At 54.0% G+C, this 25,313-nt stretch carries 21 protein-coding genes and 2 pseudogenes; 8 read left to right on the forward strand and 15 right to left on the reverse strand.

The window, feature by feature from the left end:
* The 6 genes from C4520_18240 to C4520_18265 form a co-directional block, all read right to left on the reverse strand.
* On the reverse strand, positions 1 to 181 hold a 181-nt coding region (locus C4520_18240), incomplete at its 3' end, for an ankyrin repeat domain-containing protein (protein RJP16574.1).
* A gap of 120 nt (positions 182 to 301) precedes the next feature.
* Positions 302 to 502 (reverse strand): hypothetical protein, encoded by a 201-nt coding sequence (locus C4520_18245; protein RJP16575.1) that lies wholly within the window; start codon positions 500 to 502, stop codon positions 302 to 304.
* Between the two features lie 609 nt (positions 503 to 1,111).
* Entirely contained in the window at positions 1,112 to 2,059 is a 948-nt protein-coding gene (gene gnd, locus C4520_18250) for a decarboxylating 6-phosphogluconate dehydrogenase (protein RJP16576.1), read from the reverse strand.
* The gene (locus C4520_18255; protein ID RJP16577.1) at positions 2,052 to 2,249 is read right to left on the reverse strand and encodes a hypothetical protein; all 198 of its coding nucleotides are present in this window, start codon (positions 2,247 to 2,249) and stop codon (positions 2,052 to 2,054) included. Before C4520_18255 ends, gnd begins: the two co-directional genes overlap by 8 nt.
* Positions 2,249 to 4,903 (reverse strand): DUF547 domain-containing protein, encoded by a 2,655-nt coding sequence (locus C4520_18260; protein ID RJP16578.1) that lies wholly within the window; start codon positions 4,901 to 4,903, stop codon positions 2,249 to 2,251. The genes C4520_18255 and C4520_18260 overlap by 1 nt, the downstream gene beginning before the upstream one ends.
* Positions 4,887 to 5,153 carry a hypothetical protein gene (locus C4520_18265; protein RJP16579.1) on the reverse strand — a complete coding sequence of 89 codons (267 nt, stop codon included), beginning with the start codon at positions 5,151 to 5,153 and terminating at the stop codon, positions 4,887 to 4,889. Before C4520_18265 ends, C4520_18260 begins: the two co-directional genes overlap by 17 nt.
* 161 nt (positions 5,154 to 5,314) lie before the next feature.
* Between C4520_18265 and C4520_18270 the strand changes: the two genes are divergently transcribed.
* The 5 genes and pseudogenes from C4520_18270 to C4520_18290 all read left to right on the forward strand — a co-directional run bounded on the left by C4520_18270 (position 5,315) and on the right by C4520_18290 (position 9,399).
* Entirely contained in the window at positions 5,315 to 5,917 is a 603-nt protein-coding gene (locus C4520_18270; GenBank protein RJP16580.1) for a sigma-70 family RNA polymerase sigma factor, read from the forward strand.
* A pseudogene (locus tag C4520_18275) lies at positions 5,914 to 6,060 on the forward strand (zf-HC2 domain-containing protein). The gene C4520_18270 and the pseudogene C4520_18275 overlap by 4 nt, the downstream one beginning before the upstream one ends.
* A 508-nt stretch (positions 6,061 to 6,568) precedes the next feature.
* A pseudogene (locus C4520_18280) lies at positions 6,569 to 7,739 on the forward strand (IS630 family transposase).
* Between the two features lie 97 nt (positions 7,740 to 7,836).
* The gene (locus tag C4520_18285) at positions 7,837 to 8,265 is read left to right on the forward strand and encodes a hypothetical protein (protein ID RJP16581.1); all 429 of its coding nucleotides are present in this window, start codon (positions 7,837 to 7,839) and stop codon (positions 8,263 to 8,265) included.
* A gap of 279 nt (positions 8,266 to 8,544) precedes the next feature.
* Entirely contained in the window at positions 8,545 to 9,399 is an 855-nt protein-coding gene (locus C4520_18290) for a glucose 1-dehydrogenase (protein ID RJP16582.1), read from the forward strand.
* Positions 9,400 to 9,440: 41 nt separating this feature from the next.
* Here the strand turns inward: C4520_18290 and C4520_18295 are convergent, their stop codons facing one another.
* Both C4520_18295 and C4520_18300 read right to left on the reverse strand, forming a co-directional pair.
* Positions 9,441 to 10,046 (reverse strand): DUF3179 domain-containing protein, encoded by a 606-nt coding sequence (locus C4520_18295; GenBank protein RJP16583.1) that lies wholly within the window; start codon positions 10,044 to 10,046, stop codon positions 9,441 to 9,443.
* A gap of 3 nt (positions 10,047 to 10,049) precedes the next feature.
* Complete coding sequence (locus tag C4520_18300) at positions 10,050 to 10,361, reverse strand: DUF3179 domain-containing protein (GenBank protein RJP16584.1); 312 nt, start codon at positions 10,359 to 10,361, stop codon at positions 10,050 to 10,052.
* Positions 10,362 to 10,606: 245 nt separating this feature from the next.
* Here C4520_18300 and C4520_18305 point away from each other — a divergent pair, with 245 nt between their 5' ends.
* From C4520_18305 to C4520_18315, 3 genes are all read left to right on the forward strand, one after another.
* Complete coding sequence (locus C4520_18305) at positions 10,607 to 10,840, forward strand: hypothetical protein (protein RJP16585.1); 234 nt, start codon at positions 10,607 to 10,609, stop codon at positions 10,838 to 10,840.
* Positions 10,841 to 11,143: 303 nt separating this feature from the next.
* The gene (locus C4520_18310; protein RJP16586.1) at positions 11,144 to 13,570 is read left to right on the forward strand and encodes a glucan 1,4-alpha-glucosidase; all 2,427 of its coding nucleotides are present in this window, start codon (positions 11,144 to 11,146) and stop codon (positions 13,568 to 13,570) included.
* 44 nt (positions 13,571 to 13,614) lie between these two features.
* Entirely contained in the window at positions 13,615 to 14,493 is an 879-nt protein-coding gene (locus C4520_18315; protein ID RJP16587.1) for a sterol desaturase family protein, read from the forward strand.
* A 306-nt stretch (positions 14,494 to 14,799) separates the two neighbouring features.
* Here the strand turns inward: C4520_18315 and C4520_18320 are convergent, their stop codons facing one another.
* The 7 genes from C4520_18320 to C4520_18350 all read right to left on the reverse strand — a co-directional run bounded on the left by C4520_18320 (position 14,800) and on the right by C4520_18350 (position 25,290).
* Positions 14,800 to 17,436, reverse strand: coding sequence for a DEAD/DEAH box helicase (locus C4520_18320; protein RJP16588.1), 2,637 nt, complete (start codon positions 17,434 to 17,436; stop codon positions 14,800 to 14,802).
* 294 nt (positions 17,437 to 17,730) lie between these two features.
* A complete protein-coding gene (locus C4520_18325) occupies positions 17,731 to 18,552 on the reverse strand; it encodes a hypothetical protein (protein ID RJP16589.1) in 822 nt (273 codons plus the stop codon).
* Positions 18,553 to 18,753: 201 nt separating this feature from the next.
* Positions 18,754 to 19,185 carry a hypothetical protein gene (locus C4520_18330; GenBank protein RJP16590.1) on the reverse strand — a complete coding sequence of 144 codons (432 nt, stop codon included), beginning with the start codon at positions 19,183 to 19,185 and terminating at the stop codon, positions 18,754 to 18,756.
* Positions 19,186 to 19,255: 70 nt separating this feature from the next.
* Entirely contained in the window at positions 19,256 to 20,428 is a 1,173-nt protein-coding gene (locus C4520_18335; protein ID RJP16591.1) for an efflux RND transporter periplasmic adaptor subunit, read from the reverse strand.
* 25 nt (positions 20,429 to 20,453) lie between these two features.
* Positions 20,454 to 22,817: an FtsX-like permease family protein gene (locus tag C4520_18340; protein RJP16592.1), complete on the reverse strand. Its 2,364-nt coding sequence runs from the start codon at positions 22,815 to 22,817 to the stop codon at positions 20,454 to 20,456.
* 4 nt (positions 22,818 to 22,821) lie between these two features.
* Positions 22,822 to 23,559 carry an ABC transporter ATP-binding protein gene (locus tag C4520_18345; GenBank protein RJP16593.1) on the reverse strand — a complete coding sequence of 246 codons (738 nt, stop codon included), beginning with the start codon at positions 23,557 to 23,559 and terminating at the stop codon, positions 22,822 to 22,824.
* A gap of 324 nt (positions 23,560 to 23,883) precedes the next feature.
* Complete coding sequence (locus C4520_18350) at positions 23,884 to 25,290, reverse strand: hypothetical protein (protein ID RJP16594.1); 1,407 nt, start codon at positions 25,288 to 25,290, stop codon at positions 23,884 to 23,886.
* Between the last annotated feature and the right edge of the window lie 23 nt (positions 25,291 to 25,313).

Genomic DNA, 25,313 nt, shown 5'->3' on the forward strand with positions numbered 1-25,313 from the left:
CTCCTTTCTTAATGGCCAGATGCAGCGGAGTCCTGCCGTTTCCGTCTTTGATGTTTACGTTGGCGCCCTGCTGGACGAGCCTTTTGACCGCCTCGGCGTCTCCGTTCTTCGCCGCGTCAAGCAGCGCTTGATCCTGCTTGGAAGGTTTTCCTTTTCTGAACAGGTCGTTGATTGGCGGCATGTAAAAGGATCTCCCTCAGGCCATGTACGACAGCCTTTCGATCATTCGAAGCAAGACGTAATCCCGCAATCCCTCATTCAAAATGCGTTTTCCGGAATGTGTCGCTCTCTGTTCAAACCGTCAGAGATGCATATTCAAAAATCCCCGATTGAGGGGGAGACACTTGATCATGCCGAGATACACGAAATTACCGCCCGGACTTGCGTGGAGGCTTTGAAGTGCAGTGAGATGACAAGCTGTCATTCCCGGTTTGCCCGAGCTCTGGAGGCCGGCTGTCTTGCAAGCGGCGACTTCGGCTTCGGCCAGTCGCTGGATCTCCATAGGCGAGCCGCCTTTGAGTTAATCGCGAAGAGCTAAAATAAAATGTAGGTAGTAAAAGTATATCAAAAACTGTCTTTTTTTCATAACAAAAGGGAAAATGGATACAATAAATTCTTCAACCAACTTTGAATTGGCAAAGAAGCCGCCATTGTTTTAAGGACAAGGCAGGCCTAAATTAACTGGCATTCGGTCTTTAGAGGCAGTTTTGGCAGTGTAAGATTTCGTGTGCAAAGGGTTTTGCCCTTACTTGACAATCTTGCAACCTGTACCCTAAACTGTACCTTGGATTTTGAAAAACATGGTGAATATGGGAACCATCATCACCGGAAGTTTGTGCGCGTAAGATCTTGAAGCCGCTGTAAGTTGCAGCCTTTGCAGTGTGTTGACGAACCGCAAAAGAAACCGCTCATAACCCAAAGGCCGCTGGTTCAAATCCAGCCCCCGCAACTAAATAGAATACATAAGACCTGCAGTGATGGAGGTCTTTTTCTTTTGTGGAAAAGGAGTTGACAGGCGAACCCGGCGCTATATTTGAATCATTGGATTTGTAGTGCGCGCGAATCTTTTTTGGCAAGATGACGGGTGAATTCAGAATTGGCCGAACATTCTCTATATTTTTTGGATTCTGCTTGTTTCACGTTCCTTTGTGATCCGGCCGTCTTTCCCGAAAGGATGTCCCCCGAAGCCGTGTCTCATAAGAGCAATGGCCTGGTATGTGAGGGAAGAGACATCTCTTGACTTGAACAATTCTATCACTGATTGTGTGATGACGGGAATGGGGATTTCCTTCTTCATCGCAATTTGCACCAACCAGTTCACTTCCCCGGTATCCTCAACGTGGCTTTCGATCTGTTCGAGGCTTTGTTCCTCAAGACCCTTCTGCATCAACTCTACAAGCCAGCATCTTATGACGGAGCCGTTTGACCAGTTCTTGAAGACCTTTTCCAGATTCAGCCGAAAATCGCACTTCGCAAGAAGCGTGGCTCCCTCGCCAATCGCCTGAAGCATGCCAAATTCTATGCCGTTATGGACCAACTTTACGTAATGTCCGCTTCCTGGAGGGCCGGTATGAAGGAAGCCATCTTTCACGGCCAATTTTTTCAGAATAGGCTCTGCCAATGCGATACCCTCTGCTTTGCCGCCGACCATAAAACATGCCCCATGACGAGCGCCGGTAAGTCCTCCACTCGTTCCACAATCCAGGAACAGCAGGTTGTTTTCGCTCAGTTGTTTTTCCCTTCTGATGGAATCGAGATAAAAGGAATTGCCGCCGTCCATGAGGACATCGCCCGCACTCAAATGGGGAACAAGCTCTCCCACGACAGTATCAATTATCGGGCCGGCAGGCAGAGACAGATAAATCACTCTGGGCGGCTCCAGGAACGAGACGAATTCTTCATATGTCCCGGCGATCTTTACCCCCCGTCTTCGGAGTTCGGGTTTCTCAGACTTTTCTTTTCCGACAACGGATATCCCCTTTTCCAGAGCCTGAAGGGCGAAGTTGCCCCCCATCTTCCCCAAGCCGACGATTCCCAACGTAAGCCTGTCCTCAGCCATTCCAACCTCCTTTCCTGATCATTTTCAGGGCGCCAATGTCAATGCCCGGGCGATGGAAAGCGCCGGGAAAAGAGTTGCGTAATCTTTGCGTTTCCCTATCTGAAGACAGCGATATCGGGAAGTTTTCCCGGGCAAAGATGCATCGGATGAAGTTGTTTACGCTCCACTTCATGCCTCTCAAAAAAATCATCAGGTTCTATTCAATCTCCAATCATATCCCTGAAAATCGATTCTCAGTCGGCCTGCATGCCGCTCGAGATATTTCCGGTCTTCTTCGTTGTAGATGAATCCGGCGAGGAATGTGATCAATTGCTCATCCGATTCGCCGAAGTCTTTTCGATACCATTTGAAGACGAGAGAAAGCGAAACACGTGCGGCGTTGCGATCAATCGAGAGTCCGCCAGAATTCAGGAACGTTTGACCGGAAACAGTCAAATCTTCGTCAAGAATGTTCGGGTCATAGACATCAATCGGCGGACAGGAAGATGAGGCGCATACGAGAGCAAAATGGATGCGCGGGTCCATTGTTCGAAGGGAATATTTCAATCGCGGGTCATCTGCTTTGAAGAGCGGGAACAGGGAGTGCGGCGGCTTTCGATTTCCGCGGAGGACCCCGTGCTCGATATCGTCGGGCGTAAAACGCATGTCACCTATTTGGTATTGAATGCGTCTGAAGAAGTTTCGCACTTCTTTAACCGAGTCCCGTATTTCGAGTTCCACGACCCCATGAATCACCAGAACGTTATAAAGGTTGATCCAGAACGCAGTCTTCTCTTCTCTCGACTTCAGCACATCGAGGTCCATCTTCTTGAGAAGGTAACTCAGACGCGCATAATCATCGTAGGCCTTCGAGTGGCGCATCTCTTCGTATGCCACTCTTCCTTCGGGCGTACGAAAGAAGGCGCCGCGCAAAATGTTCATCGATTTTTTCAGTTGCACCGCTAATTCGTGTGCGGGCGTCTCTTTTGGCAGTGGCCCGTTATTGAGAATCAATTGTTTTCCGAAGAGTCGTCGGGCCAGGGAAAGCTTCGTTTTTCTTTTCGGATATTCCTCTTGTTTCTTCTTTCTGGACAGGAGCGACAGAACGCTGTTTATGTACCCGATGTGCGTGAAGGCCTGAGGGAAATTCCCCAGCATCTCTCTCCATATTGGGTCGTACTCTTCCGAGAAAAGTCCGAGCGGATTGGCGGCGGCTTCCATCCGATTCAGAATCAGCTCGGCCTCCTCCAGGCGATTCAGTTCTATAAGGCAATCTACCAGCCAGAAGGTGCACAGGAGAAAGAACCCTTCGTCTCCGGGGAGACCGTCCTCGGTTTTGTAGCGGTAAAGGAACACGTCTTTGCCCAGTTCGCGTCTGATCGCTTCTATAGTCGAGATCATTTTCGGGTCATCGGCCGGGAGGAAATTGAGAAGGGGAAAGAGCAGGGCGCTTGCATCGAGGTCTTCAGTATCAAAATGCTGGACGAAAGCTTTTTTCGTCTCGCTCCAGCCTTTCGTATGAACGGCCTTCTGGATTTGTTCACGAGTCTTGTTCCACAAGTCCACATCAGCCGGAAAGCCGTACCTTTTCGCGATGGTGATTCCGCGGTCGAGCGCCACCCAGCACATCACTTTGGAATAGACGAAGTCGTACGGGCCGCAACGCACTTCCCAGATACCTTGGTCCTTATCCTGCCAGTGCTCCACTATGTAGTCGCAGATTCGGCGCAGCGGAGCCCAGAGCTTCACATTGATCTTGCCGACGTAATTGGAGAGCAAAAGGGCGGCGTCCATCAATTCGCCGTAGATATCGAGCTGTTTCTGCTGGGCGGCGGCATTGCCAATTCGCACCGGTTGGGAGCCTTTGTAGCCATTGAGGTGGTCCAGTTCGCTTTCCGGCAGGCACATCTCGCCGCGGACGCCGTACATGATCCGCATGTCTTCGGTTCCATACCGGGACAGCATGTCCGCGATCCATTTCAGGTATCCTTCGGTCTCCGAGAGATGGCCGAGACGGAAAAGCGCCTGGAGCGTGAAGGCGGTGTCGCGAATCCAGGAATACCGGTAGTCCCAGTTCCGGACGCCTCCGATCTTTTCGGGCAGAGAGGTTGTTCCGGCTGCCGCAATCGCTCCCGTCGGATTGAAATACAGGAGCTTGAGGACGAGGGCCGAGCGATTGATCATTTGGCGGTAGGGGCCGAAATCCAGCGTGAGTCCGGTTTCCTCTTTGCTCAGCCATTCCCGCCAATACGCTTCGGTTTCAGCCTGCAACCGTGTAATGCGATCAATATCAAGGCGTGCCGATTGCCGGGACAGATATTTCAGATGCAACCAATGGCGGTCGCCCGCCCGGATGTCCACTCGGCCGGCGGCGCGGTCACGTTCTATGGTCATATTGAAAGAGCTTGACAGAGTCAGAAACGAGCCGGCGCCGGCGGCGACGATTCCACCACCAATTTCTTCCAGGCAGGTATGTGCGCGCGCATAGTCGAATCTGGGTTCGAAAGTAATCGCCACCTCGACGCTGCCTTCCAATCCATGGAGAACCCTTAAGAGTTCAGGCCGCTCCTCCTGTTTGGCGGCCGGCGCGACCGGCATGAAATCTGTAAGTTGGAATATGCCGGAGCTCGTTCTGAAGCGGGTTATCAGGATGTTGGTATCGGGAACATATTCGGAGACAGAATCGCTTTCTTCGGCAGGGTAAACGCTGAATTTCCCACCCTTCTGGTCGTCCAGAAGAGCGCCAAACACACTGGGGGAATCGATACAGGGAAGGCAAAGCCAGTCGATGGAACCCTCAAATCCCACGAGAGCTATGGTCTGCAGATTGCCAATCACCCCATAATCACTAATTTTTTTGTACATGATCGAGTAAAGCGGAGAGAAGGTTTCCCTCGATTGTTCGGCCCATCTGAAGCAGCCGGTCCTTCTCGGCCGGTTTTCGTCGCGATTCAAGCAAGAAACACGGAAGTTCTCTCACAACACTTGTGACAGCGGCAGTATTCAAAACCACCCCCCAGTTGCTCTTCCCGATCTTCTTAAATTTGTAACTGATTTTTCGATTCAGCAATTGGGAGAGAGTGTTTCTTCCGATTAAGAGTTTCAGATTTGGCATTTGATGAGATTATTGGATTGCGGATTTAATAAGATTATGGACAAAATAAGACAAACCAACGACTTCGGCTCGGGGACAGATATCGTTTCACAAATTCCAAAAAGGCGTAATTTCCGTTAGCGGTTTCAGTCCCCCTCGCCCTGGGAGACGTGACTGAATAAATGCAGGCCGAATTTCAGAACCGGAATGTACGGTTTGACCCTGACAGCTTGTTGGAGGAATACGGCGACTACCTGTTCCGCTATGCGCTGGTGCGGGTGAGGAACCGGGATGTAGCGGAAGACATGGTGCAGGAGACTCTGCTGGCCGCCGTACGAGGGAAAGAGCAGTACCGGGGGCAGGCGTCGGTGAGGACCTGGCTGGTCGGGATAGTAAAGCACAAGATATTGGATTATTTTCGCAAGAGACAGCGGGAACACTCGTTTGATGCAACTTCCTCCGAGGCTTCGGCCGGAAACGACCTGTTTGATTCGAGCGGCAAGTGGAAAACGTTCCCATCCCATTGGAGTGAAAGTCCGGCCAAGCTATTGGAAAAGAAGGAATTCTGGGAGAAATTTGAATCGTGTATGACGCAAATGCCGGAACGGCTGGCAAATATATTCGGCCTCCGCGAATTAGATGGACTGGAGACGGCGGAAATTTGTAAGATTCTCGACATTTCAACGACAAATTTACATGTGATGCTGTATCGAGCTCGAATGCGGCTTGCCCGCTGTCTCGATGCGAACTGGTTTGAAAGAGAACAAAGGAAAAAGGGGAAATGATCACCTGTAGAGAAGTCGCTTTCCTGGCATCGGAGCAACTGGACCGGAAGCTTCCGCTGCGCCAGCGCATTAGCTTGCAAATGCACCTGCTGATGTGTCGGTATTGCCCGAGGTTCAGGCGGCAACTGCTCTTCCTGAGAGCAGCGGCTGGCTATTACGGTGAAGAGACGGATGAGGGGATTCTCTTAAAAAGGGATTCTCTCTCCACCGAGGCCAAAAAGAAAATTCGACGTGCTTTGGCGGAATCCGCCCTGTCCCCCGATAAACCCGAAGACTCATCCCCACCGAAAAAAGATCTGTAAGGTTTTCTCTCTCTGCCCGACAAATAACAAGGATAAGGAAGGATTCCTTGGTCGCAATAAAGGATTTCCCAGCATGAGAACGGGACGAATGGTCTCAAGGTCAAGTGCAGTGATGGTCGCGACGGCTCTCGCGATTTTGATTCTGTTTGTTTTGGGCCGGCAGCTCGATGTCACGATCGTGAGCTGCTTTTCCTGAGGACGGGGATGAAAGCAGTGTGTCAATGCATGGAACCAGAAAATGCGGCACAGGAAAGAACAAGATCTAAGTTTGTTTTGATATTTAAGACTAAGTACTCATTGTCACAAATACGATGACGTATTAAAGTTGCAAATTTGATCGTGGTATGGCATAATCACTTTTAGAAAAAGGGAGGTGATTATGCCAAGAAAGAGCCCATTTAGAATTCTTCTGACCGCTGATGAGAAAAAACAGTTACAGGCGACCGCGCGTAAATATACGTCACCGTTTTGCGAAGTCATGCGTGCCAAGATTGTCCTCCTTGCCGCCGAGGGGCTGTCAAACAAGCAAATCGCCCAGCAGCTTGATTTACCCAGGCAGATCGTTTCAAAATGGCGCAAACGCTTCTTTGACCAACGTATGGCTGGCCTGCAAGAGAAGCCGCGGCGTGGAAGGCCCAGCGCTTTTTCCCCCTGACGTCGTGGTGGCGGTCAAAGCGCTTGCCTGCCAGTTGCCAAAGGTTCTGGGGCTGCCTTTTTCCAAACTGACTCATGGCGAAATCGCCCGGCAAGCTCAAAAGCAGGGAATTGTCGCCTCTATCAGCGGGAAAACAATCTGGCGATGGCTGAGCAAGGATGCTATCCGGCCCTGGTGCTATCGCAGTTGGATATGGCCGCGTGACCCAGATTTCAAAAGTAAGGCGGCCAGTGTTCTTGATTTGTACCAAGGGATCTGGAAGAGAAAACCTTTGGGATTCAATGATTTTGTCATATCCTCTGATGAAAAGACCAGTATCCAAGCCCGGCGCCGATTGGCCCCTATCAGCGCCCCTCGGCCTGGGCGCTCTGGCCGGGTCGAGCACGAATATGAACGTAAGGGCTCTTTGGCTTACTTGGCGGCTTGGGACGTTCACCGTGCCAAGCTTTTTGGCGTATGCCGCAATAGTGCCGGTATCGACAGCTTTCGTGATTTGCTCGACCTTGTCATGCGACAGGAGCCTTATCGATCGGCACGTCGGGTCTTTTGGATAACCGACAACGGATCGGCGCACAGGGGAGAAAAATCTGTTGATCGACTGAAACATTGGTACCCCAATGCTATTCAAGTCCATACCCCCATCCACGCCAGTTGGCTTAATCAGATTGAGATTTACTTCTCCGTGCTGCAGAGAAAGGTATTAGTCCCAAACGATTTTGAGAGCCTTGAAGACCTCGAAAACAAAATCCTCAGTTTTCAGGAACTCTACGAAAAAATTGCCAGGCCGTTCGAATGGAAATTCACCCGAAAGGATCTATTACACCTACTACAGAGATTTAATGAAATACAAGAATTAGCCGCATGAAAATAAATACGTCACCGAATTTTCGACCCAGAGCACTAAGCTAAAGAGAAACAAATGCCACTGTTTCCGGCTGGCATGAAACAAAAAGGAGGCTCACATGATTGCCAAAAGATTCCTGATGTTACTGATTGGTGTCAGTTTCATCATTCAAAGCCTTTTCACTTCGGCATGGGCGGAAGAAGCTCAACTGCCCTTGAAAGCTGATAAGGCGCATCGTGATGCTGCGGGTATACTTTCCCTGGATCAGGATAGCATCCCCGTTAAGGCCGAAGGGCTCCGTCCAGATTCCGTCTACACCGTATGGTTTGTGAGCATGGGGCTGGTTAAACGTGAAGCCGGCGCGGGAGAAGCTCCCTACATGTTCAAGACAAATTCGGAAGGAGAGGGAACATATTCGTCCTCTCTCGACGAGTCACCGTTCGGGGAATGGGACATGGTGATGATTGTTCTCCATCCGGACGACGACCCGACAAACATGAAAAACATGGTGGGAGCGCTTTCCGCGGATTTGCCGAAAGAAAGTTAGTCATTCTCCGGAGTCGGCTAATGGGAATGGGCCTGAGGGCTTTTCAAATTGTATCTCAGGCTCATCTTTCCCTCCTCATTTTTCCTTAAAAAGTCCACCACAAGACAGGGGCAATCCATGACATATGGCAAAATCCTTAGCATCCGGGAACTTAACATGACACCATATGCAAAAACAGGCGCTCACGCCTTAACCGACAGATGCTGCAAATCATAATCTGCGGATTTTCTCCTTCGGGAACCGTCCGCAGAAAAACCGAAAGCAAGCAAGGGAAAAAAGATGGCGAACAAGAAAGAGGAAATCCCAGCGGTAGTCATGCCGGTCTGTCCGGCGAGGAAGATCGTCGAGGGGCAGAAGGCGCTGGTAACCGGCGCCAACTCCGGCATCGGAAAGGCGATAGCGTTTGCACTGGGGGAGGCTGGCGCCGACGTGGTGGTGAACTATGTAACAGGCGAAGAAGAAGCAGTCGGAGTAGTTGAAGAGATTTTAAAAACGGGCGCACGGGCGTATGCCGCGCGGGCCGACGTATCTCGCGAGGACGAGGTTCGGGCAATGTTCCAGAGAATGTTTCAGGAATTCGGAACCATCCATATCCTCGTCAACAACGCCGGCATCCAGAATGATGCGCCTATTGATGAGATGACCGAGCAGCAGTGGAAGCAGGTTATCGATGTCAATCTTACCGGTCAATTCCTTTGTGCGCGGGAGGCAGTCAAGGAGTTCAAGCGGCGGGGGGTGGTGAGGGAGGTTTCCTGCTCGGCGGGCAAGATCATCTGCATGGGCTCCGTGCACGAGGTGATTCCGTGGGCGCGACACGTCAATTATTCGGCCTCCAAAGGAGGAGTGATGCTCATGATGAAGAGCATCGCACAGGAGGTTGCCCCCTACCGTATTCGCGTCACCGGCATCGCGCCCGGAGCGGTTCGCACGCCAATCAACCGCGAAGCCTGGAGCACCCCGGAAGCATATGAACAGTTGATGAAGCTGATTCCCTACAAGCGGATTGGAGAGCCGGAGGACATCGCGCGAGCTGCCGTATGGCTGGCTTCCGACTACGCCGACTATGTCACTGGAGCAAGCATTGTTGTGGATGGGGGCATGACCCTTTATCCCGGGTTTGCGGAGGGTGGATAGCCGCTATAACGCTGAAAACGAAAATCAATTTGTTTTGAGTTTTATTCTTTTTGCGGCTCATAGACCAGGGTTTCAGGGTGAAAGGCTTGCCAGGCAAACCAATAACTGTAGATGCCGGTGATTTGATTCCCTTGCACGTCACGAATATCCGTCACCTGCCCATCTTGAGAAATGACGATTTCGATTGACTTATCTCCGATGGTGTCGCTGAGAATTCCGGAATGTTTCTGCACGTCCTCCAGCGAGTAGGCCTTTGCTATGCCGTCCACCTCAATGCCGAGGACCCTTTGTTTCGTCGGCAGGTCTCTGCGCACCTTGCCGACGGGAAACATCAGGCTTCCGATCCGCAGGTAACCTTCATACGGGTCCACGAAATAGTTTCTTTCATACCCGGTTTCTGTTGACATGACCTCCGTTTCCGGATGCTTTTTCTTCCAATCCTTCCATTTTGTTTCGGTTGAAGGGATTTTCATCAGGCTCTTTCCGACAAGTGGTCCCGCTATCGCCTTCTCCATAAGCTGGGACCAGAGCGTATCAGTCTGACGATCATAGAGGAGCAGATTGCTTTTATGCAACAGTCCAGATACCCCAAATGTGTAGGTCTTGTCATCGATAATGCGGGAGTAGACCACTCCCGTCTGGGTCAGCGGTCAAAAAGTGACAACGATGGGCTGCCCACTCAGCGTATCATTCACCACCTCATGCCAGTTCATGATCTTGATTGGATACGCCTTTGCTTTGCCCTCTATTTCGACCCCGATCACGCGATCGTCGGGTTCCAGAAAATCGACGTCATCGGCGGAGACAAACTTCGGGGCCAGAAGCGACGGAATACCGTCTTTGGGCACGCCGCCGGAGACAATTTCTTCCTTCGGAACAATGGCGTTATCCAGGCTGAAACCTGTTGTCGCGAGTAACGCGCAGGCTGTAAGGACAGAAATCAATACTCTCTTGACGGCCAATCAGCATTCCCTCCTTTTTTCAGATACTCTGTCACGCCGAATGACTCAACGGCAAGCAAAGAAATTTCCGCCGTTTCTGCTGAAAGATGCAGCAAAGCCGCAACCAAAGCAAATCCTGCTATCCCGACTGTTTCAATTTACGCCCGAATCACACGAATGAAGTTCCGCTGAGCGTGGCCAGCTTGTGCGCTAACGCTCAGTAAGAAGAGGAAGCTTGAGATGACCACGCGAGACGCGTGGCAGGCATGGCTGTGCCGCGTATTCTGGATTCCTGCTTTCGCAGGAATGACGAAAAGAAGGGACTTCCTTCGTGTAACTCGTCAAATTCGAAATTCGTGTTCCAAGAGGTTGGTTGCGGCTTTGTCGCGCTGTGGCCTCTGCGCCTTTGCGGTTCAATGAATTTTTCAGTATCCGCCGACAGTTTTCTCCGAAATGGACAAGCTACCTTGGAGAAGACTGATCAAACCTCAAGAATTTGAAATTGAATAGCATAGATAGGCGAGTCATAATGCGATCAATTCCCTCGAGCATGCACTTTCTCCGGCTAGCGGTTTTCCCGATCCGGGGTTATTTTTATTCACCTGGCCGGACGTTGGGGAAAGCTTCCTCTCCTTTTTCAATCCTGCTGGTTTTGAAGCCAAACACCAAGATTGGGATGGAACGATTTGAGCCATCAACCAGGTGGCCGACGACATAATCGAACCCGGCTGACGCCTTTCGTGAAAAAGCTTTTCGAGCGATTCCTGGCGTGGCAGAGAAGATGACAAAGTGAGGACTGTGATATGACTGACAAACCGCAAAACGATTCAGCTATTGCGTTTGGTTCGCCTGGAATCCCTCCGAAATGGACATCGAGTCAGAAAGAAGGAGTGGGGACGGCCAACTCGGCGGCCAGCCGCATCTGGTTTACGCTGTCTCACGGCATTCTGAATGAAGTGTACTATCCCACCATCGACCACCCCCAAATCCGAGATTTGCAGTTTCTCATTACGGACGGGAAGACTTTCTTTCATGAGGAAAAGAGGGACCTGAAGAGTGAGATAGAGTGCATAGAGCGCGACACGCTCGGATATCGAATCGTGAGCGATGATCTGCAGCGCCGATATCGGCTCGTCAAGGAGATCATCTCGGACCCCTGTAAGCCGTGTATCCTTGTTCATGTGCGAATCGAGGCTGAGAAGGACTGGCTCGATCGCCTGCAAATTTTCGCGCTCCTCGCGCCTCATCTCGAGGTGAGCGGGTGGGGTAACTCCGCCCGGCGGTTCCATGTTTCGGGCCAAACCCTGCTCATCGCTTGGAAGGAACAGACATATCTGGCCATGGGGACAACCGTCGGATTCACCGGAACGTCCTGCGGATATGTCGGCGCGAGCGACGGGTGGCAGGACCTCAGGGACAATTTGCGAATGGATTGGGAATTTGAGCGAGCAGAGGAGGGGAATATCGCAGTCATTGGCCGAATAGATACGTCGAAGTCCTCCGAATTCACGCTAGGCTTGGCATTCGGACAGGGGCGCCACGACGCGGTATGCACTCTCATACAGTCGCTGAGCGTCCCCTTTCAATATCACTGGGAGGAATTCAAAAAACAGTGGCGCCGCGTCTGCTGCGATATACGCGACCTGGACCGATTTTCTCAAGATAATGGTCGCTTGTATCGGATCAGCCATAACTTGTTGCTTGCTCATGAAGACAAGACCTTCAACGGCGCGCTCATCGCTTCGGCGAGCATCCCCTGGGGGCAAAGCAAGGGAGACGAGGATATCGGCGGCTACCATCTGGTCTGGACGCGAGATATGGTCAACAGCGCAACCGGCCTTTTTGCCTGCGGGGATAACATGACGCCCGCTCGAGCGCTGGTGTACCTGGCATGCTCGCAGCGGGATGACGGCGGATTTCCGCAGAATTTCTGGATAGACGGAACCCCCTATTGGAGCGGCATTCAACTCGATGAAGTCGCCTTCCCGGTGATGCTTGCCTGGCGACTCTGGAAAGCCGGGGCGTGTGGAGGCTTTGACCCGTATCACATGGTCAGGAGGGCCGCTTCCTATTTAATCCGTCAAGGCCCGATGACCCAACAGGAGCGCTGGGAGGAAAACAGCGGATACTCGCCTTCGACACTGGCGGCCTCAATCACGGCGCTCATTTGCGCGGCAGAATTCTGCAGGTCACGGGGCGATCAGGAATCGGCATCGTTCCTTGAAGACTATGCCGATTTCCTGGAGTCTCATCTTGAACTGTGGACAGTGACGACTGAAGGAACATTGCTGAAAGGCATTCCGAGGCATTATATCCGGATTCATCCGACGGACATTGGCAACCCGTCTCCCGACGAAGACCCGAATAAGGGACTGCTGGCGATTCGAAATAGACCACCCGGGGAAGAATGGAGGTTTCCTGCGAAGGATATTGTGGATGCGGGCTTCCTCGAGTTGGTCCGTTACGGGATACGCAAACCGGGGGACAACCTCATCGAGGATTCACTGCAGGTGGTGGACGCCGTTCTCAAGGTGGATACCCCTTACGGCCCATGCTGGCGCCGGTACAACAATGATGGGTATGGGGAACGTCCAGACGGCGGCCCCTACGAAGGATGGGGAAAGGGGCGCGCATGGCCCCTTCTGACCGGAGAGAGAGGGCATTATGAATTTGCAGCGGGACGCGATCCGACGCCCTGCATCAGCGCCATGGAGAAATTCGCATCAAAAGGAGGAATGCTTCCCGAACAGATATGGGACGAAGACGATCGCCCGGAAGCAGGCATGTTCTTTGGACGGTTTGCGGGCTCGGCGATGCCTCTGATGTGGGCGCATGCAGAGTATATCAAGCTGCTCCGGTCTGCCGCAGACTCGCAGGTATTCGACCTAATTCCCATTGTGGCTGAACGGTACCTCGCTGGCAAGGGACGGAAGGACCTGGAGGTGTGGAAGCCGATTCGGAGAGTCAAATCGGTGGCAGGAGGGCATGTCTTGCGTGTTCAGGCGCCTGAGCCATTTCAACTTCTGTGGACCATGGACGAATGGAAGACGAAATTTCAGACATCAAGCGCACCCACCGGGCTGGAAATCTGCTTCGTGGACATTGCGGTCCCCAAGGGACAAACTGCGCCCATACGCTTCACCTTCTTTTGGACTGATACGGACAAGTGGGAAGGCAGAGATTATTGCGTTAATATAAGGGAGATCGATGGCAGTTTCAAAAAATGTTGATTGGCTAAGCTGATGATCTAGCGGACACAGACGCTGAGCACTATATGGAAGGCTGGTCTCTTATAGTTGGGCACCTTCAAGCAGGTTTGTTGGCGGCGGTGTTCCTGCTCCTTTTAGGAGTGGAACGCGTTGCGCCGCTCCGCCGGTCAACCCGCCGGGCGTTGCCGCGCTTCTTCGTGAATTTTTCTTTCATGGCGCTGGCATTCATTGCGGGATCGTTCGCGGTGCGGCCGGTTTCGTTGTGGCTCGCCGATCAAACATCTCAGAAGTCTTTCGGACTGCTTTCCGTGCTCGGGCTGCCGGCCGGTGTGCACGGTGCGGCCGGCTTCCTGCTGATGGACCTCACATTTTACTACTGGCACCGGCTGAACCACACTGTTCCGCTGCTATGGCGTTTCCATAACGTGCATCATGTCGACCCGGACCTTGATGTGACGACCTCGTTCCGGTTCCACTTCGGCGAGATTCTCTATTCGACTGGTTTCAGAGTGGTGCAGGTGGGGCTGCTGGGCGTCTCGGTTGTCACGTACCTGGTCTACGAGTTCTTTTTTCAAGCCGGGACGATGTTTCACCACAGCAACATTATGCTGCCTATTCGTATCGAGAGACGGCTGAACAAGATAATCGTGACGCCTCGCATGCACGGAATCCATCATTCGATCTTCAAAAACGAAACCAACTCGAATTATGGCGTCATTTTCCGATGGTGGGACGTCCTTCATAGAAGCATGCGACTCAATATTCCTCAGGCCAGTATTGACATAGGAATTGCCGGTTACCGCAAGCCACATGACAACACGCTGCGGAATCTCCTGCTCCTTCCCTTCCGCACACAAAGGGATTATTGGCGGCGGGAAGACGGAAGGCCGGCAGAGAGTCGTGAAATCGAAATGAAAGGCCGTCTCACAACCTTATCCGAGTGAGAACCAGAGGAAGTCGAACGGCGACAGGATATGAAACAAAAGATGAGGGCCTCGTCGCCGGCAACGAATCTGAAGGGAGCGATAACCTTTCTCAGCAGATCAATGGGCGAGACAGTCAGCGGAACTTCCATCCGCCATTTCGAGGAGCGCCCGAATCGCTCCCCCCCACTGCTTCGCCGACCGATGGAGAAGCAGATAGTGCAGTTCCAGGAAGGTATCCAGATTCCACTCGGCGTCTTCAGGCTTTTCAGGTATGGTTTCACCTCCGCATTGGACTCGAAAGAATCCCCTTTTTTAAATCCAGCATCACTTCCCGCTCAGCTTGTAGAGGACGTCCGCGAGTTTCTTGAGTGTAGCGGCGGACGGGGCAGGCAATTTCAGATACGTCCTGCCGGCATCGTCTTTTTCGACGAAAGATTGGACTGCTTCAAGAAGCGAAGCATTTTGCCGGCTCATTCCTTTCGAGTCCGTTTGAAGTACTGGCGCTTCCGCCGGTCGCTTGGCGCCGACCTCGCCAGTCCGACTTGTTTGGGCCGCCGCTTCGGAGGCGCCTTCAGTTCCCACCGCAAGGATTTCGCCGAGCTTATCGAGGAAAGCGAGGCCGGCCGAGACGAGATCGGCAAACGGTTGGTGCGCCGGCGAAGCCGCGGGAGGCGCTTCGGCAACTTCAATCTCCTCGGATTCCAGCGCGCCCGCGGTCTCGTCGGTGATTGCGCCGGAGGGAAGTTGAGGTTCGCTAAGCGCGGCTTGCGGGATTGAGGCGGTCACACTTTCGACCGACTCCATAAAGCGTTTGAGTCTGGAGCCGCCGAGGAAGATTTCATTCTGCCCGCCGTCGAGCACGCCCGCAAACAGCGACTTTTTGAAGCTGAGGAGCGAGAGCATGCTGTGTTCGATTGTACCGCCGGCGACAAAATTGATCACGCGTACCGGGCGACGCTGACCAAGCCGATGAACGCGCCCAATGCGCTGTTCAAGTACGGCCGGGTTCCAGGGCAGGTCCATGTTGATAACAGCGGATGCGTGCTGGAGGTTCATGCCGACGCCGCCGGCTTCGGTCGAAAGGAAGAGGCGACAGCGTGAATCGTCGTTGAAACGCGCCACGAGGTCTTTTCGCTTCGAACTGGGGACGCCTCCATGGAGGAACGCGTAGTCCCAGCCGGCGGCTTCGAGCCTGCGCGCGATCAGCTCATGCGTTCCGATCCACTGACTGAAGACGACGGCCTTGGCTTCGGGTTCCTCGAAGACATCCTGCAAAAGCGTCATAAGCTCGTCGCACTTGCGGCCGTGGTCGGTGTTCTTGTCCAGCAGGTACGTGCTGTTGCACGCCATGCGCATATTCTGAAGCGCCGTAGTGAGAATCCGCTGGTCGCTCTCCGAAAGGAATTTGAAGCGGCGCCATTTGGCCACGATCCGGGCGACCGTTTCGGCATTCTCGTCGTGGTGCTGCATCTGTTCTCTCGTCATTTCGACAAAGAAGGTCTTTTCGAGCCGCTCGGGCAGCTCGGCAAGCACTTCGCGTTTTTTCCTGCGTATCAGAATGGGCGAAAGTGTCCGGCCGATCTTCCCCAGTTCCTTGTACCCGACCACCATGCCGACATCATCGGTCACCTGATGCTCATGCAGAAAGAGGAAGCGCGGCCCGAGATGGAATCGATCGACAAATTCGACAATCGAATGAAGTTCTTCGAGCCGGTTCTCGAGAGGCGTTCCAGTGAGAACGATTGCATATGGCGACTCGAGCCGCTTTACGCTCCGCGCGAGTCGGGTTTTCCAGTTCTTGATGCGCTGGGCCTCGTCGAGGATGATGAGGTCGGGAGACCATTTCATGACCTCATCGCGATCCCGAAAGATGACATCGTAATTGACGATTTTGAAAAAGGAGTCCGCCCGATAGAGCGCCTGGCGTGAAGCAAGCAAACCCTCGATAACCAGCGAGGTCCGGTCGACGAAACGCTCGATTTCACTCTTCCACTGGTATTTAAGGGAGGCCGGACACACGACGAGCACTCGCTCGATACCCACGAGCCGCGCAAGCACCTCACAGGCGACTACGGCCTGGACCGTTTTGCCGAGTCCCATTTCGTCGGCAATGATCGAGCGCCCTGCGCGCGCCGCAAAAAGCGCCCCCTTCCTCTGATATGGGTACAGTGAAACCTTGAGCATGCCGTCGAGGAGAGTCCCATTGATGTCATTGCCGAAAGCCATATCCACGGCTTCGCGCAGTTTCAACTGATCTCTCACACGAGCGATATGCTGGAGAGCGTCATCATAACACCGAAGCTCGTGTGTGATTTTTGAGGCGCGCCGCAAGAACTCGTCGAAAAGCAAAAATTTGTCCGGTTTGAGAAAGCCGGTTTTGTCGAAATACTCTTCTGCTATCCTCTTCAACTCGGGCGGACATTCGGTTCCTGCACTGAACGCGATCGCCCGCTTCATACCATATCGAAGGGTTACTGACGAATGGAGCGACTTATGCCCCTCTTGAAACGCTTTCTTGGCGCCCCTCTTCTTCCCGAGACGGGCAAGAGCGAATTCAATGTGCTTGCACGTGCCGAGGGTGTTGGTGGAAAAATCGGCGCAGGAGCAATAATTTGGGCCGGGTCTGTCACTCCTGATGGCGACTCTGTACCTCCCACCCGTCTCGGGATTCTCGATCACAAAGTCAGAGAATATCGGCTCGCTTCCCACATTCTTCATCACAAAATTCTGGGATGCGCCGAAGTCGCGCCGAAGCACGATCTGCCAATCTTCCACTGACATGCCGGCTGGCTTCCTTGTCCTCGAAATTCTGGATGCAGATCTGCCATGCTTTACATCCACGCCAGGACACAACGCCCCACTCACGCGTTTTCTGCTTTCGCTCATGGATACTTTTCTTTCCCCCCGCACATTGTGCGCGCGCGTTCTCTGTTCCTGCGAATTGCCTGCCTTCGTTTTCAATCGTCATTTGATCTCCAGAAGAAGCTCCTGTTCTAATGAGAATACCCTGATGTGTTCGGCTGCGCCGACACAACATTCTACCGTCCTGACTATTCGAGGTCAAGCTTTCATCAGCGGCAGTCAATCTGGCTCAAGCACGAGACTCATATATGATCTATGCCAATAGCGTGTGTCAATTTTTTCATGAAGAAATGCTTGGAATAATGGCATGAGAATGAGGAAAAGAGGTATGTCGAAAAAAATCGAAAATAATGGGGCTACTAAGATAAAAGATTGGCCGGTCTTCTCCGCTCCTCAGTTGAAGAGGCCGTCCGTATTATCAAACTCGTCGGGAAACGGCTCGAGCGCGCTCACGATCTGGCTGGCGGCTTCCGCAATCTCATCATCCGGCGAATCAGTGAAGCCGGCGACGGCCTCGACCGCCTCTTCCGGTCGCACATACGGCGCAGCCTCGATGGCCGCGAGCAAAAGGGCTTTCTCCGTTTCCTTCGAACTGAGCAGAGTTGTGATGCGCGGCCACGAGGCCGGCGTCCCCCATCGACCAGCAGCGACAACGGCCTCATACAAAATATCCGGATTATCGCTCTCGAGCGCTTCGACTATCTGGTCATCGAAGCCTCCAACAAAGCGCATGCAAAAAACGGCGCTCAGCTTCCACTTTTCGTCGGTGCTCGAATAGGCGGCTGAAACGGCCTCACGGTGCCACTCTTGCGGCGCATGCGCCGAAGCTTCCAGTACTCGCCGCTGGACTTCTTCCGGGACAAACGCTCCCCTGTAAAGTTCTTCGAGCGACTTATTTATTTCGTGGAACATCGGCTCAGAGATCGACATTTCCTCGGGATCATCATAATCGCTGCAATCCGAATCCTCGAGCGCAGGCCCTAAGGATGCCACCGCGGCCGCGCGCAGATCGTTCGGCTCATCGGGGCTGAGCACGATGAGGAGTAACTGCCGGGCGATCTCATCGTTCAGCACGGCGCAGTCGCCGGCCAAATCGGCCGCGAGCACGCGTTTCGAAACATCGGCGTGAGCGTCACGCAAAATTTCCAGAAGTATCTCGTCTGCCTCTTCCGGCCACTCCCACGGAGGTATTTCATCCAACTCTTCAATATCCATTCTGCCCGCTCCTCGCTTTTCTCCGGTCAGCATCCTGTAACTTGCGACCCCGGGCGTCCGCCGGCGAGATCGCAAAAGAAGCAACACATGCCGCCGATAATCTTATACGGGTTCGTGTGCGGCAGTCAATAACACGATTCATGCAGCGCAAACACCTTGTCCGCTTCTTTTCCTGAATCTGCGGGTTAACGCTTCATGATCTTATTCCTCGCTTCTGCTCATTGCATGACGAAGGGTTTTGGACTTTTGCTGCGAAAGCTTCAGTCCATCGAGCGCTTTTAGCAGATCGGATTTCCCTTCGGCAACAGCTATCTCCACAAATTTCTTGAAATCCTCGTTCCTGACCCTTTCCGATTCCCGCAGGATCGCCTTCAGCGCCTCATCAGCCGCCGGCGTGTTGAATTCGGCCAGCGAGTAGAAGAGGACCACCGCGTCCGGCTCGTACGCCAGCGAGGGAACGAGGTTTTTCAGGAGATCGAGGGGTGAGACGGTTATGGGTTTCAGGTTCCTGTCAGCAAGGTGCAGAAGCGCCGAGAGAGCCTGTTGCCGCCGCTTCCCCAGGCGCGAAAACAGATAATGCACTTCCAGAAGAGTATCCAGATTCCAGTCGGCATCCATCAATTCGTTCGACATCGCTTTCCTTCACCTTTCCGGCAGGGTGGAAGCCTGCGCCTGCGTGAAAGACAACCAAAGATCGATAGTGCTATTCCTGCCACGGCTTGATGCGGGCGCCGTCCTCGACGTCGCGATTGGGATGGATAATCACCTCTTCGCCTTCGCTCAGACCGGAAAGCACCTGCGCCGTTACACCGTTCCTCTGGCCGATTTCAACCGGCCTGAGCGAAGCCCTGCCGCCTTCGACGACAAAGACGGCCCAGCCGCCTTCGTGCCGGAAAAGCGCGCTCTCCGGCACCCGGAGCACGTCTTCGCCTTCCCAGATCACGAACGAGGCGTCCACGCGGTACTCATCCCCCAGATTCTTCCAGACCTCGCGAGGCGAGGTAATATCGGATATAATAAGGACCCTCTGCTCTTCGACACCGAGTGCGGATATCTTCAAGAAACCCGATGGCTCAACCACACGCACCCTCCCCTCGAGCGGGTCGCCGCCGCCCCATCGCTCAAAAAAGACGCGCGTCCCCGGCTCCACCTTTACCGCATCGTCGGACAAGAGGTCCACCTCGACCTCGAGGGCCGACGGATCGCCTATCTCCATGACTGCCTCGCCCGTCGATACGACGCCCTCACTCTCGCGGAACACCTCAAAAACACTGCCTGTTACAGGGGATTTCAGTTCGATCGCCTCCGAAGGCGCCGCTTCAGCCGTATATCTCAGAGCGGTGCGGGCAGCCTCCAACTGGTGGCGCGCGACCTCGACCGCAAACCGTGCGGATTTGAGCGCCGCTTCGGCCGCACGAGCCTGCGCCTCCGCCCTGTCGAACTCGTCTTGCGAGACAATGCCCTCCTTGAACAAGCCCTGCTTTCTGCGATATTCAGCCTGGGCGTAGTCGGCCTCTGCGGCGACTCGCTCAACTTCCTCTTCCGCTCTTCTGAGCGCGGCCTCGGCGGCGTCCACGTCGGCTTGCGCCCTGGCGCGCGTCCTCGGATCGGGATTCTCCGGACGCAACGGCTCGAGCGTGGCCACGTCCTGGCCCGCTGAAACCGGATCGCCCTCATCCAAGCGTATGCGCCTGAGAAAACCGGCCACCGGCGCCGTGATCGTGTATCTGTCGATCACGCGCGTTTTGCCGTCTTCTTCAACCGAGACGGTCATGGGTCCGCGGCTCACGGCCTGCGTCTGCACCCGGACCGGCTTCTCCATCAATCCATATATGACCGCGATGACAACAAGCGCCAGCGCCGCCGCCACGAGCATCTTCCTGTGCCTTCTCACCTGGTCGCTACTCCTTCGTCTTGAGTATCTCTACAAGCGCGAGCCGATCGAGCCGCATCTTTACGACTATGCCTGAAGCCACGGCTGCCACAAGCACCACGGCGGCGGCGAATGCGTACGTGTTTGCGCCTATTATCACGGGTAACCTGAAGAGGTCCGACTCCATTCCCACGAGCATGTACGTCGCCATCAGGCGCCCGAGCCCAAAGCCGATAGGTATCGACGCCAGCGTCAGTGCTGCAAGTTCTCCCAACAGTATGAAAGAGACTTCGCCGCGCGTGAAGCCCAGCACGCGGAGGCTGCCGAGGTCGCGGCTCCGCTCCGAAAGAGATATCCGCGCGCTGTTGTACACCACGCCGAACGCGATTGACATTGCCAACGCGGTCATAATCGTGGTGAATATCAGGACCTGCCCGCTCATGGTCTCGTAGAAGCTCTCGATAGCCAGCTTCCTCACTGTGGTGCCGGCTACTCGGGGCATCTCATGCAGCTCCCGATAGATGCGGCTGTCATAGGCCGAATCGGTGGATAGATAGGCGCCCGAAATCGCATGGCCCTCGCGCATCAGCCTGTTCAGGGCCGATATCTCCATGTATGCGGAAACGCCGATGAATTCATTGACCAGTCCCGCGACAGCTACCTGCCGTACCGGTCTTTCGCCCTCGAGCACCTCCACGGTTAACGTATCACCCGGCGAAATACCAAGTATTTCGGCCAGATAGTCGGTCAGCACCACGCCGCGGGACGGCAGGTCAACCTGCCGGAACTGCGTGTCCAGAAGCTGGTACAGGTCTCCCCCGTTCTGAATGCCCATGATGGACGTCCGGTAGCTTCGGTGGCCGAATCGGAGCGTGGCGGGCACAGACCTGAATGGCTCGACGCGCTCCACTCCCTGAAGACCTTGGAGCGAGTAGAGAGCCTCCCAGGACGTCGGTTCCACGAATGATACCGCAAGATCGTCGCGTTGCGCAAGTCCGAACTGCACCTCCACGATGTAATCCACCGCATCTCGAAAGAACATACCTGCCACCAGTACGGCGCATGCAAATGCAATCCCGATCACCGTAAGCATTGATTTTACCGGCGTACGCTCGATATTCCTCGTTATCATGCGCGCCTGCGGCGACAAAAGCCGCCCCAGCCCCGCGCGCTCGACAAGAGATACACGGTACACCGCGGGCGGGGCGGGTCTCATCGCTACGGCCGGCGGCAAAATGGCGGCTTTCCTTACGGCGAACAGCGCACCCGCCATGGCCGCGGCAATACTGATAAGGGCGCCTTCAAAGGCGGTGGACGCATCAAGCCCGTAGTCGATAAACGGGAAGCGATAGTAATCCATGTACATGTTGCTCAGGCCTTTGCCCAACCGCATTCCGACGCCTATTCCGCCGGTCACCCCAATGAGCGTGATTGCGAGAACCAGCGCCGCGTAGTGCAGCCCGATGTCGCGGTTTGTATATCCGAAAGCCTTGAGAACCGCTATCTGCTCGCGCTGGGTATCGACCAGGCGCGTCACAACAATGTTCAGGAGAAACGCGGCAACCCCAAGAAAAATGACCGGAAACACCGTCGCCATGTTCGCGAGTTGTTTGAATTCTTCCGACAGGTATCTATGCGACACCTGGTCAATACGGCCGTATGCTCCCGTGCCGCCGTAAGGCTCGAGCAAGACGTCAAGCCGGTCTATCACGCTCTCCACGGCGGCGGCATGATTAACCGACAGCGCCACGTCGTTGAAAGCGCCGTCCATGTCGTATGCAGTGCCCAGCGGGGTCCGGGCCATCCACATCACGGCATACCGCTCGAAATCGGGAAAGATGGTCCCGGGCTTCAATTGGTACACGTATTCGGGTGAGAGAGCCACCCCAACCACAGCCAATTCCTTGAGCCTTCCATTGATTACCGCGGTAAACGTGAAGCCGGGTCTGATTCCATGAGCTTCGGCAAACGCCTCGCCCAGCACGACCTCGTCGTCCCGGCCCGGCTCGACCATTCGTCCCTCGGTAAGGTACAATTGATTCAATTCCGGCTCGCCGATATCCGGCACCGAGACAAGGCGTCCCGTTACCGGCTCGTCGTAATCGGGAATCTCAAGCTTGACCTCCGCGACCACCCTCGTCTCGACGCGGTCCACCCCCGGAATCTCAGCGATCCTGGCGGCAAGTCCGTCGGGCGCGCGCTTCAACGAGGCGAAAACGTCCGCAAAGCGGTAGTCTGCATAGAACCTCGCCTGAGTGCGCTTCAACGATTCCATCGTGCTTACGGAGAGAATGAACGTGGCGACCCCGCTGACGATGACTATCGCGATCGCGAGAGCCTGCGCCTTCATCTCCCAAAGGTTCCTCAGCAGCTTCTTCTCAAGCGACCTCATCGGCTCACCAATGAATCTCCCTCGGAGGTTTCCTTCGCTCGTTTATCGTGACCTCGGCAATGAGCCCGTCGTGCATCCTCATCACGCGGTCGGCCATGGCCGCGATCTCGGAATTGTGGGTTATAACTGCCGTGGTGGTCCCCAGTTCCCGGTTTACCCTATCGAGCGCCTCGAGGACCAGGACCCCGGTTGAGGAATCGAGCGCGCCCGTCGGCTCGTCGCACAGCAGCACAGAAGGGTTCTTTGCGATCGCCCGTGCAATTGCCACCCGCTGCTGCTCTCCGCCAGAAAGCTGCGCCGGGAAATGGCCGCTCCTCTCGCCAAGCCCGACGATCCGAAGCGCATCCATCGGATTCATCGATTTTTCGGCTATCTCGGTGACAACCGCGACGTTTTCCAGCGCGGTCAGACTCGGAATGAGGTTGTAGAACTGAAAAACGAAGCCGACGTACGAGCGCCTGTATTCGGTCAATTCCTTATCGCTGGCGCTGGTCAATTCGAGCCCGTCATAAAGAACACGTCCGCCTGAGGCCGTGTCGAGACCTCCCAGGATATTGAGCAATGTCGATTTTCCGCTCCCCGACGGGCCGAGCAGAACGACCATCTCTCCAGCATACAGCTTCATGTCCACGCCGCGAAGCGCCTGCACATCGACTTCGCCCATATGATAGACCTTTGTCAGTTTCTCCGCCTGAAAAACGATCTTTGGACTGGAGCCGCCCTCAGATAAATCTTTTTCCATCTAAAAAATCCCATATTGTCGATCTTTGCCTGACATATTCCCTATTTGCATTATAGCGCAATTCCGGCCCGCCGATGTATCGACTCCCAAAAAACCAGCAGGTTAAACAATCCTCTAATTAATAAGATCGGGGAGGGGCGACAACTGTCACCTTGGGCTTCGTCCGAGGAGGGTTGACCGGAGGCCGATGGACAGTAGGTGCGAATTTACTCGCACAGCCTTCTTCCAAAAAAACATTTCGGGGGCAGACACCATTCTGATGAATTTCCAAACACGGAAATCCGCAAATGGTGTCGGCCCCCGTCGCGTTAATCCCTGAGGCCGTTACGGGATATAACCGAGCGACCTCAGTATCTCCTTCTTCTCCTCTGAAATCTCCTGCTGTGAAGCGGTGGGTACGTAATAGGTCTCCCACCATTGGCTGAGCGCCGCCTGCAACTTCTGAACTACTTCGGCCTCTGTCTCAGCCAGGTCATTCCCCTCGAGGTCCTCACCCACCCGATACAACTCGATACCTTTGTATTTGTTATCTATCAACTTGTAATCGCTGGAGATGATGGCCAGTTCCCTGTATTTCAGGAACTCCGGAGGGGCGCCCTCAAAATTTGCCGGCAATTGATCGAATAGTCTCCGTTGCACGAACAGGAATGATTTGGGCTGCTCCGCCTCGCCCAATAGAGGGCCTTCAAAACTGACTCCCGCGAACTGCTCGGGCTTCCCATCGAGCGCCACGTCGACGATTGTAGGAGCGATATCAACAGACTCGATGAGAGAATCCACAGTTTTGCCTTCCGGCAACCTCCCTTTCCATGACATTATGAGAGGGACCTTCGTGATGTGATCATGCAAAAAGGCGCCGTGGCCGAAGACAAAATTATACCGGCTTCGCAATTCGCCCAGTGTTTCGCCGTGGTCGCCGACCAGAATGATAAACGGCTGTGTTGGACTTTTGGAGAAACGCTGATCGAGATAATCCAACAGTTTTCCGATGTAACTGTCCATGTACGAGATTTCACCGTCATAAAGAGAGACAAAATGTTCTATCTCCTCTTCCTTCCACTGCACCGATTCGGGATGGAAGCCCACAGGCTTCTTTATCTTTGATCTGATCCCCGTTCCAAAGCGGGTTGCGTAGGGATTTGGAGGATCGTACGGATAGTGAGGGTCGAAAAAATGAACCCATAAAAACAGATCGTCTGCAACATGTTCGTCTATCAGTTTGACAGCTTCGCCGTAGATCTTATCGGCTCGTTTCTCCCTCCGTTTGGGCCCACTCGCATAATCGAACCCCTTAACCTTGAGAATCTCCGGCGATAAAGCTCTCCGCGCAACAATGGCGGCGGTGAAAAATCCTTTTTTCTTGAGAAATTCGGCGATGCTGACGACGTTCGGATTCGTTAATTCCATGCCGTTCTTCAGAACGCCGTGAGTGACCGGATATGCGCTCGTCAAGATCGATACGTGGGCGGGATCGGTTGTGGGCATCGAGGTGTAACAATTTGTGAATTTCACCCCTCGCTCTGCCAGACGGTCTATATAAGGACTCGTTTCCCGTTTATATCCATAGCAGCTCAGATGGTCGCTCCGGGTGGTGTCGAGCGTTATCAGGATAATTCGGAGTCGGTCCGCAGCCGCAGCTTTCTGAACCCGTGCATTTTGTCGCACGCTGTAGGCGACCCAGCCACCGGCGACAATTAAGAGTATCGCCGCCGCCAAAACAATTTTGCGCATGTTTCCCCCCGCCTCAGATCGCT

This window comes from Candidatus Abyssobacteria bacterium SURF_5, from assembly GCA_003598085.1.
GTDB lineage: Bacteria > Abyssobacteria > SURF-5 > SURF-5 > SURF-5 > SURF-5.

What these genes read in the sequence shown, in the direction of transcription:
- C4520_18245 (RJP16575.1), bottom strand. Translation starts at nt 502, where the DNA reads ATGGAGATCCAGCGACTGGCCGAAGCCGAAGTCGCCGCTTGCAAGACA.
- gnd (RJP16576.1), bottom strand. Translation starts at nt 2,059, where the DNA reads ATGGCTGAGGACAGGCTTACGTTGGGAATCGTCGGCTTGGGGAAGATG.
- C4520_18255 (RJP16577.1), bottom strand. Translation starts at nt 2,249, where the DNA reads ATGATTTTTTTGAGAGGCATGAAGTGGAGCGTAAACAACTTCATCCGA.
- C4520_18260 (RJP16578.1), bottom strand. Translation starts at nt 4,903, where the DNA reads ATGTACAAAAAAATTAGTGATTATGGGGTGATTGGCAATCTGCAGACC.
- C4520_18265 (RJP16579.1), bottom strand. Translation starts at nt 5,153, where the DNA reads ATGCCAAATCTGAAACTCTTAATCGGAAGAAACACTCTCTCCCAATTG.
- C4520_18270 (RJP16580.1), top strand. Translation starts at nt 5,315, where the DNA reads ATGCAGGCCGAATTTCAGAACCGGAATGTACGGTTTGACCCTGACAGC.
- C4520_18285 (RJP16581.1), top strand. Translation starts at nt 7,837, where the DNA reads ATGATTGCCAAAAGATTCCTGATGTTACTGATTGGTGTCAGTTTCATC.
- C4520_18290 (RJP16582.1), top strand. Translation starts at nt 8,545, where the DNA reads ATGGCGAACAAGAAAGAGGAAATCCCAGCGGTAGTCATGCCGGTCTGT.
- C4520_18305 (RJP16585.1), top strand. Translation starts at nt 10,607, where the DNA reads ATGGCTGTGCCGCGTATTCTGGATTCCTGCTTTCGCAGGAATGACGAA.
- C4520_18310 (RJP16586.1), top strand. Translation starts at nt 11,144, where the DNA reads ATGACTGACAAACCGCAAAACGATTCAGCTATTGCGTTTGGTTCGCCT.
- C4520_18315 (RJP16587.1), top strand. Translation starts at nt 13,615, where the DNA reads ATGGAAGGCTGGTCTCTTATAGTTGGGCACCTTCAAGCAGGTTTGTTG.
- C4520_18325 (RJP16589.1), bottom strand. Translation starts at nt 18,552, where the DNA reads ATGGATATTGAAGAGTTGGATGAAATACCTCCGTGGGAGTGGCCGGAA.
- C4520_18330 (RJP16590.1), bottom strand. Translation starts at nt 19,185, where the DNA reads ATGTCGAACGAATTGATGGATGCCGACTGGAATCTGGATACTCTTCTG.
- C4520_18335 (RJP16591.1), bottom strand. Translation starts at nt 20,428, where the DNA reads ATGCTCGTGGCGGCGGCGCTGGCGCTTGTTGTCATCGCGGTCATATAT.
- C4520_18340 (RJP16592.1), bottom strand. Translation starts at nt 22,817, where the DNA reads ATGAGGTCGCTTGAGAAGAAGCTGCTGAGGAACCTTTGGGAGATGAAG.
- C4520_18345 (RJP16593.1), bottom strand. Translation starts at nt 23,559, where the DNA reads ATGGAAAAAGATTTATCTGAGGGCGGCTCCAGTCCAAAGATCGTTTTT.
- C4520_18350 (RJP16594.1), bottom strand. Translation starts at nt 25,290, where the DNA reads ATGCGCAAAATTGTTTTGGCGGCGGCGATACTCTTAATTGTCGCCGGT.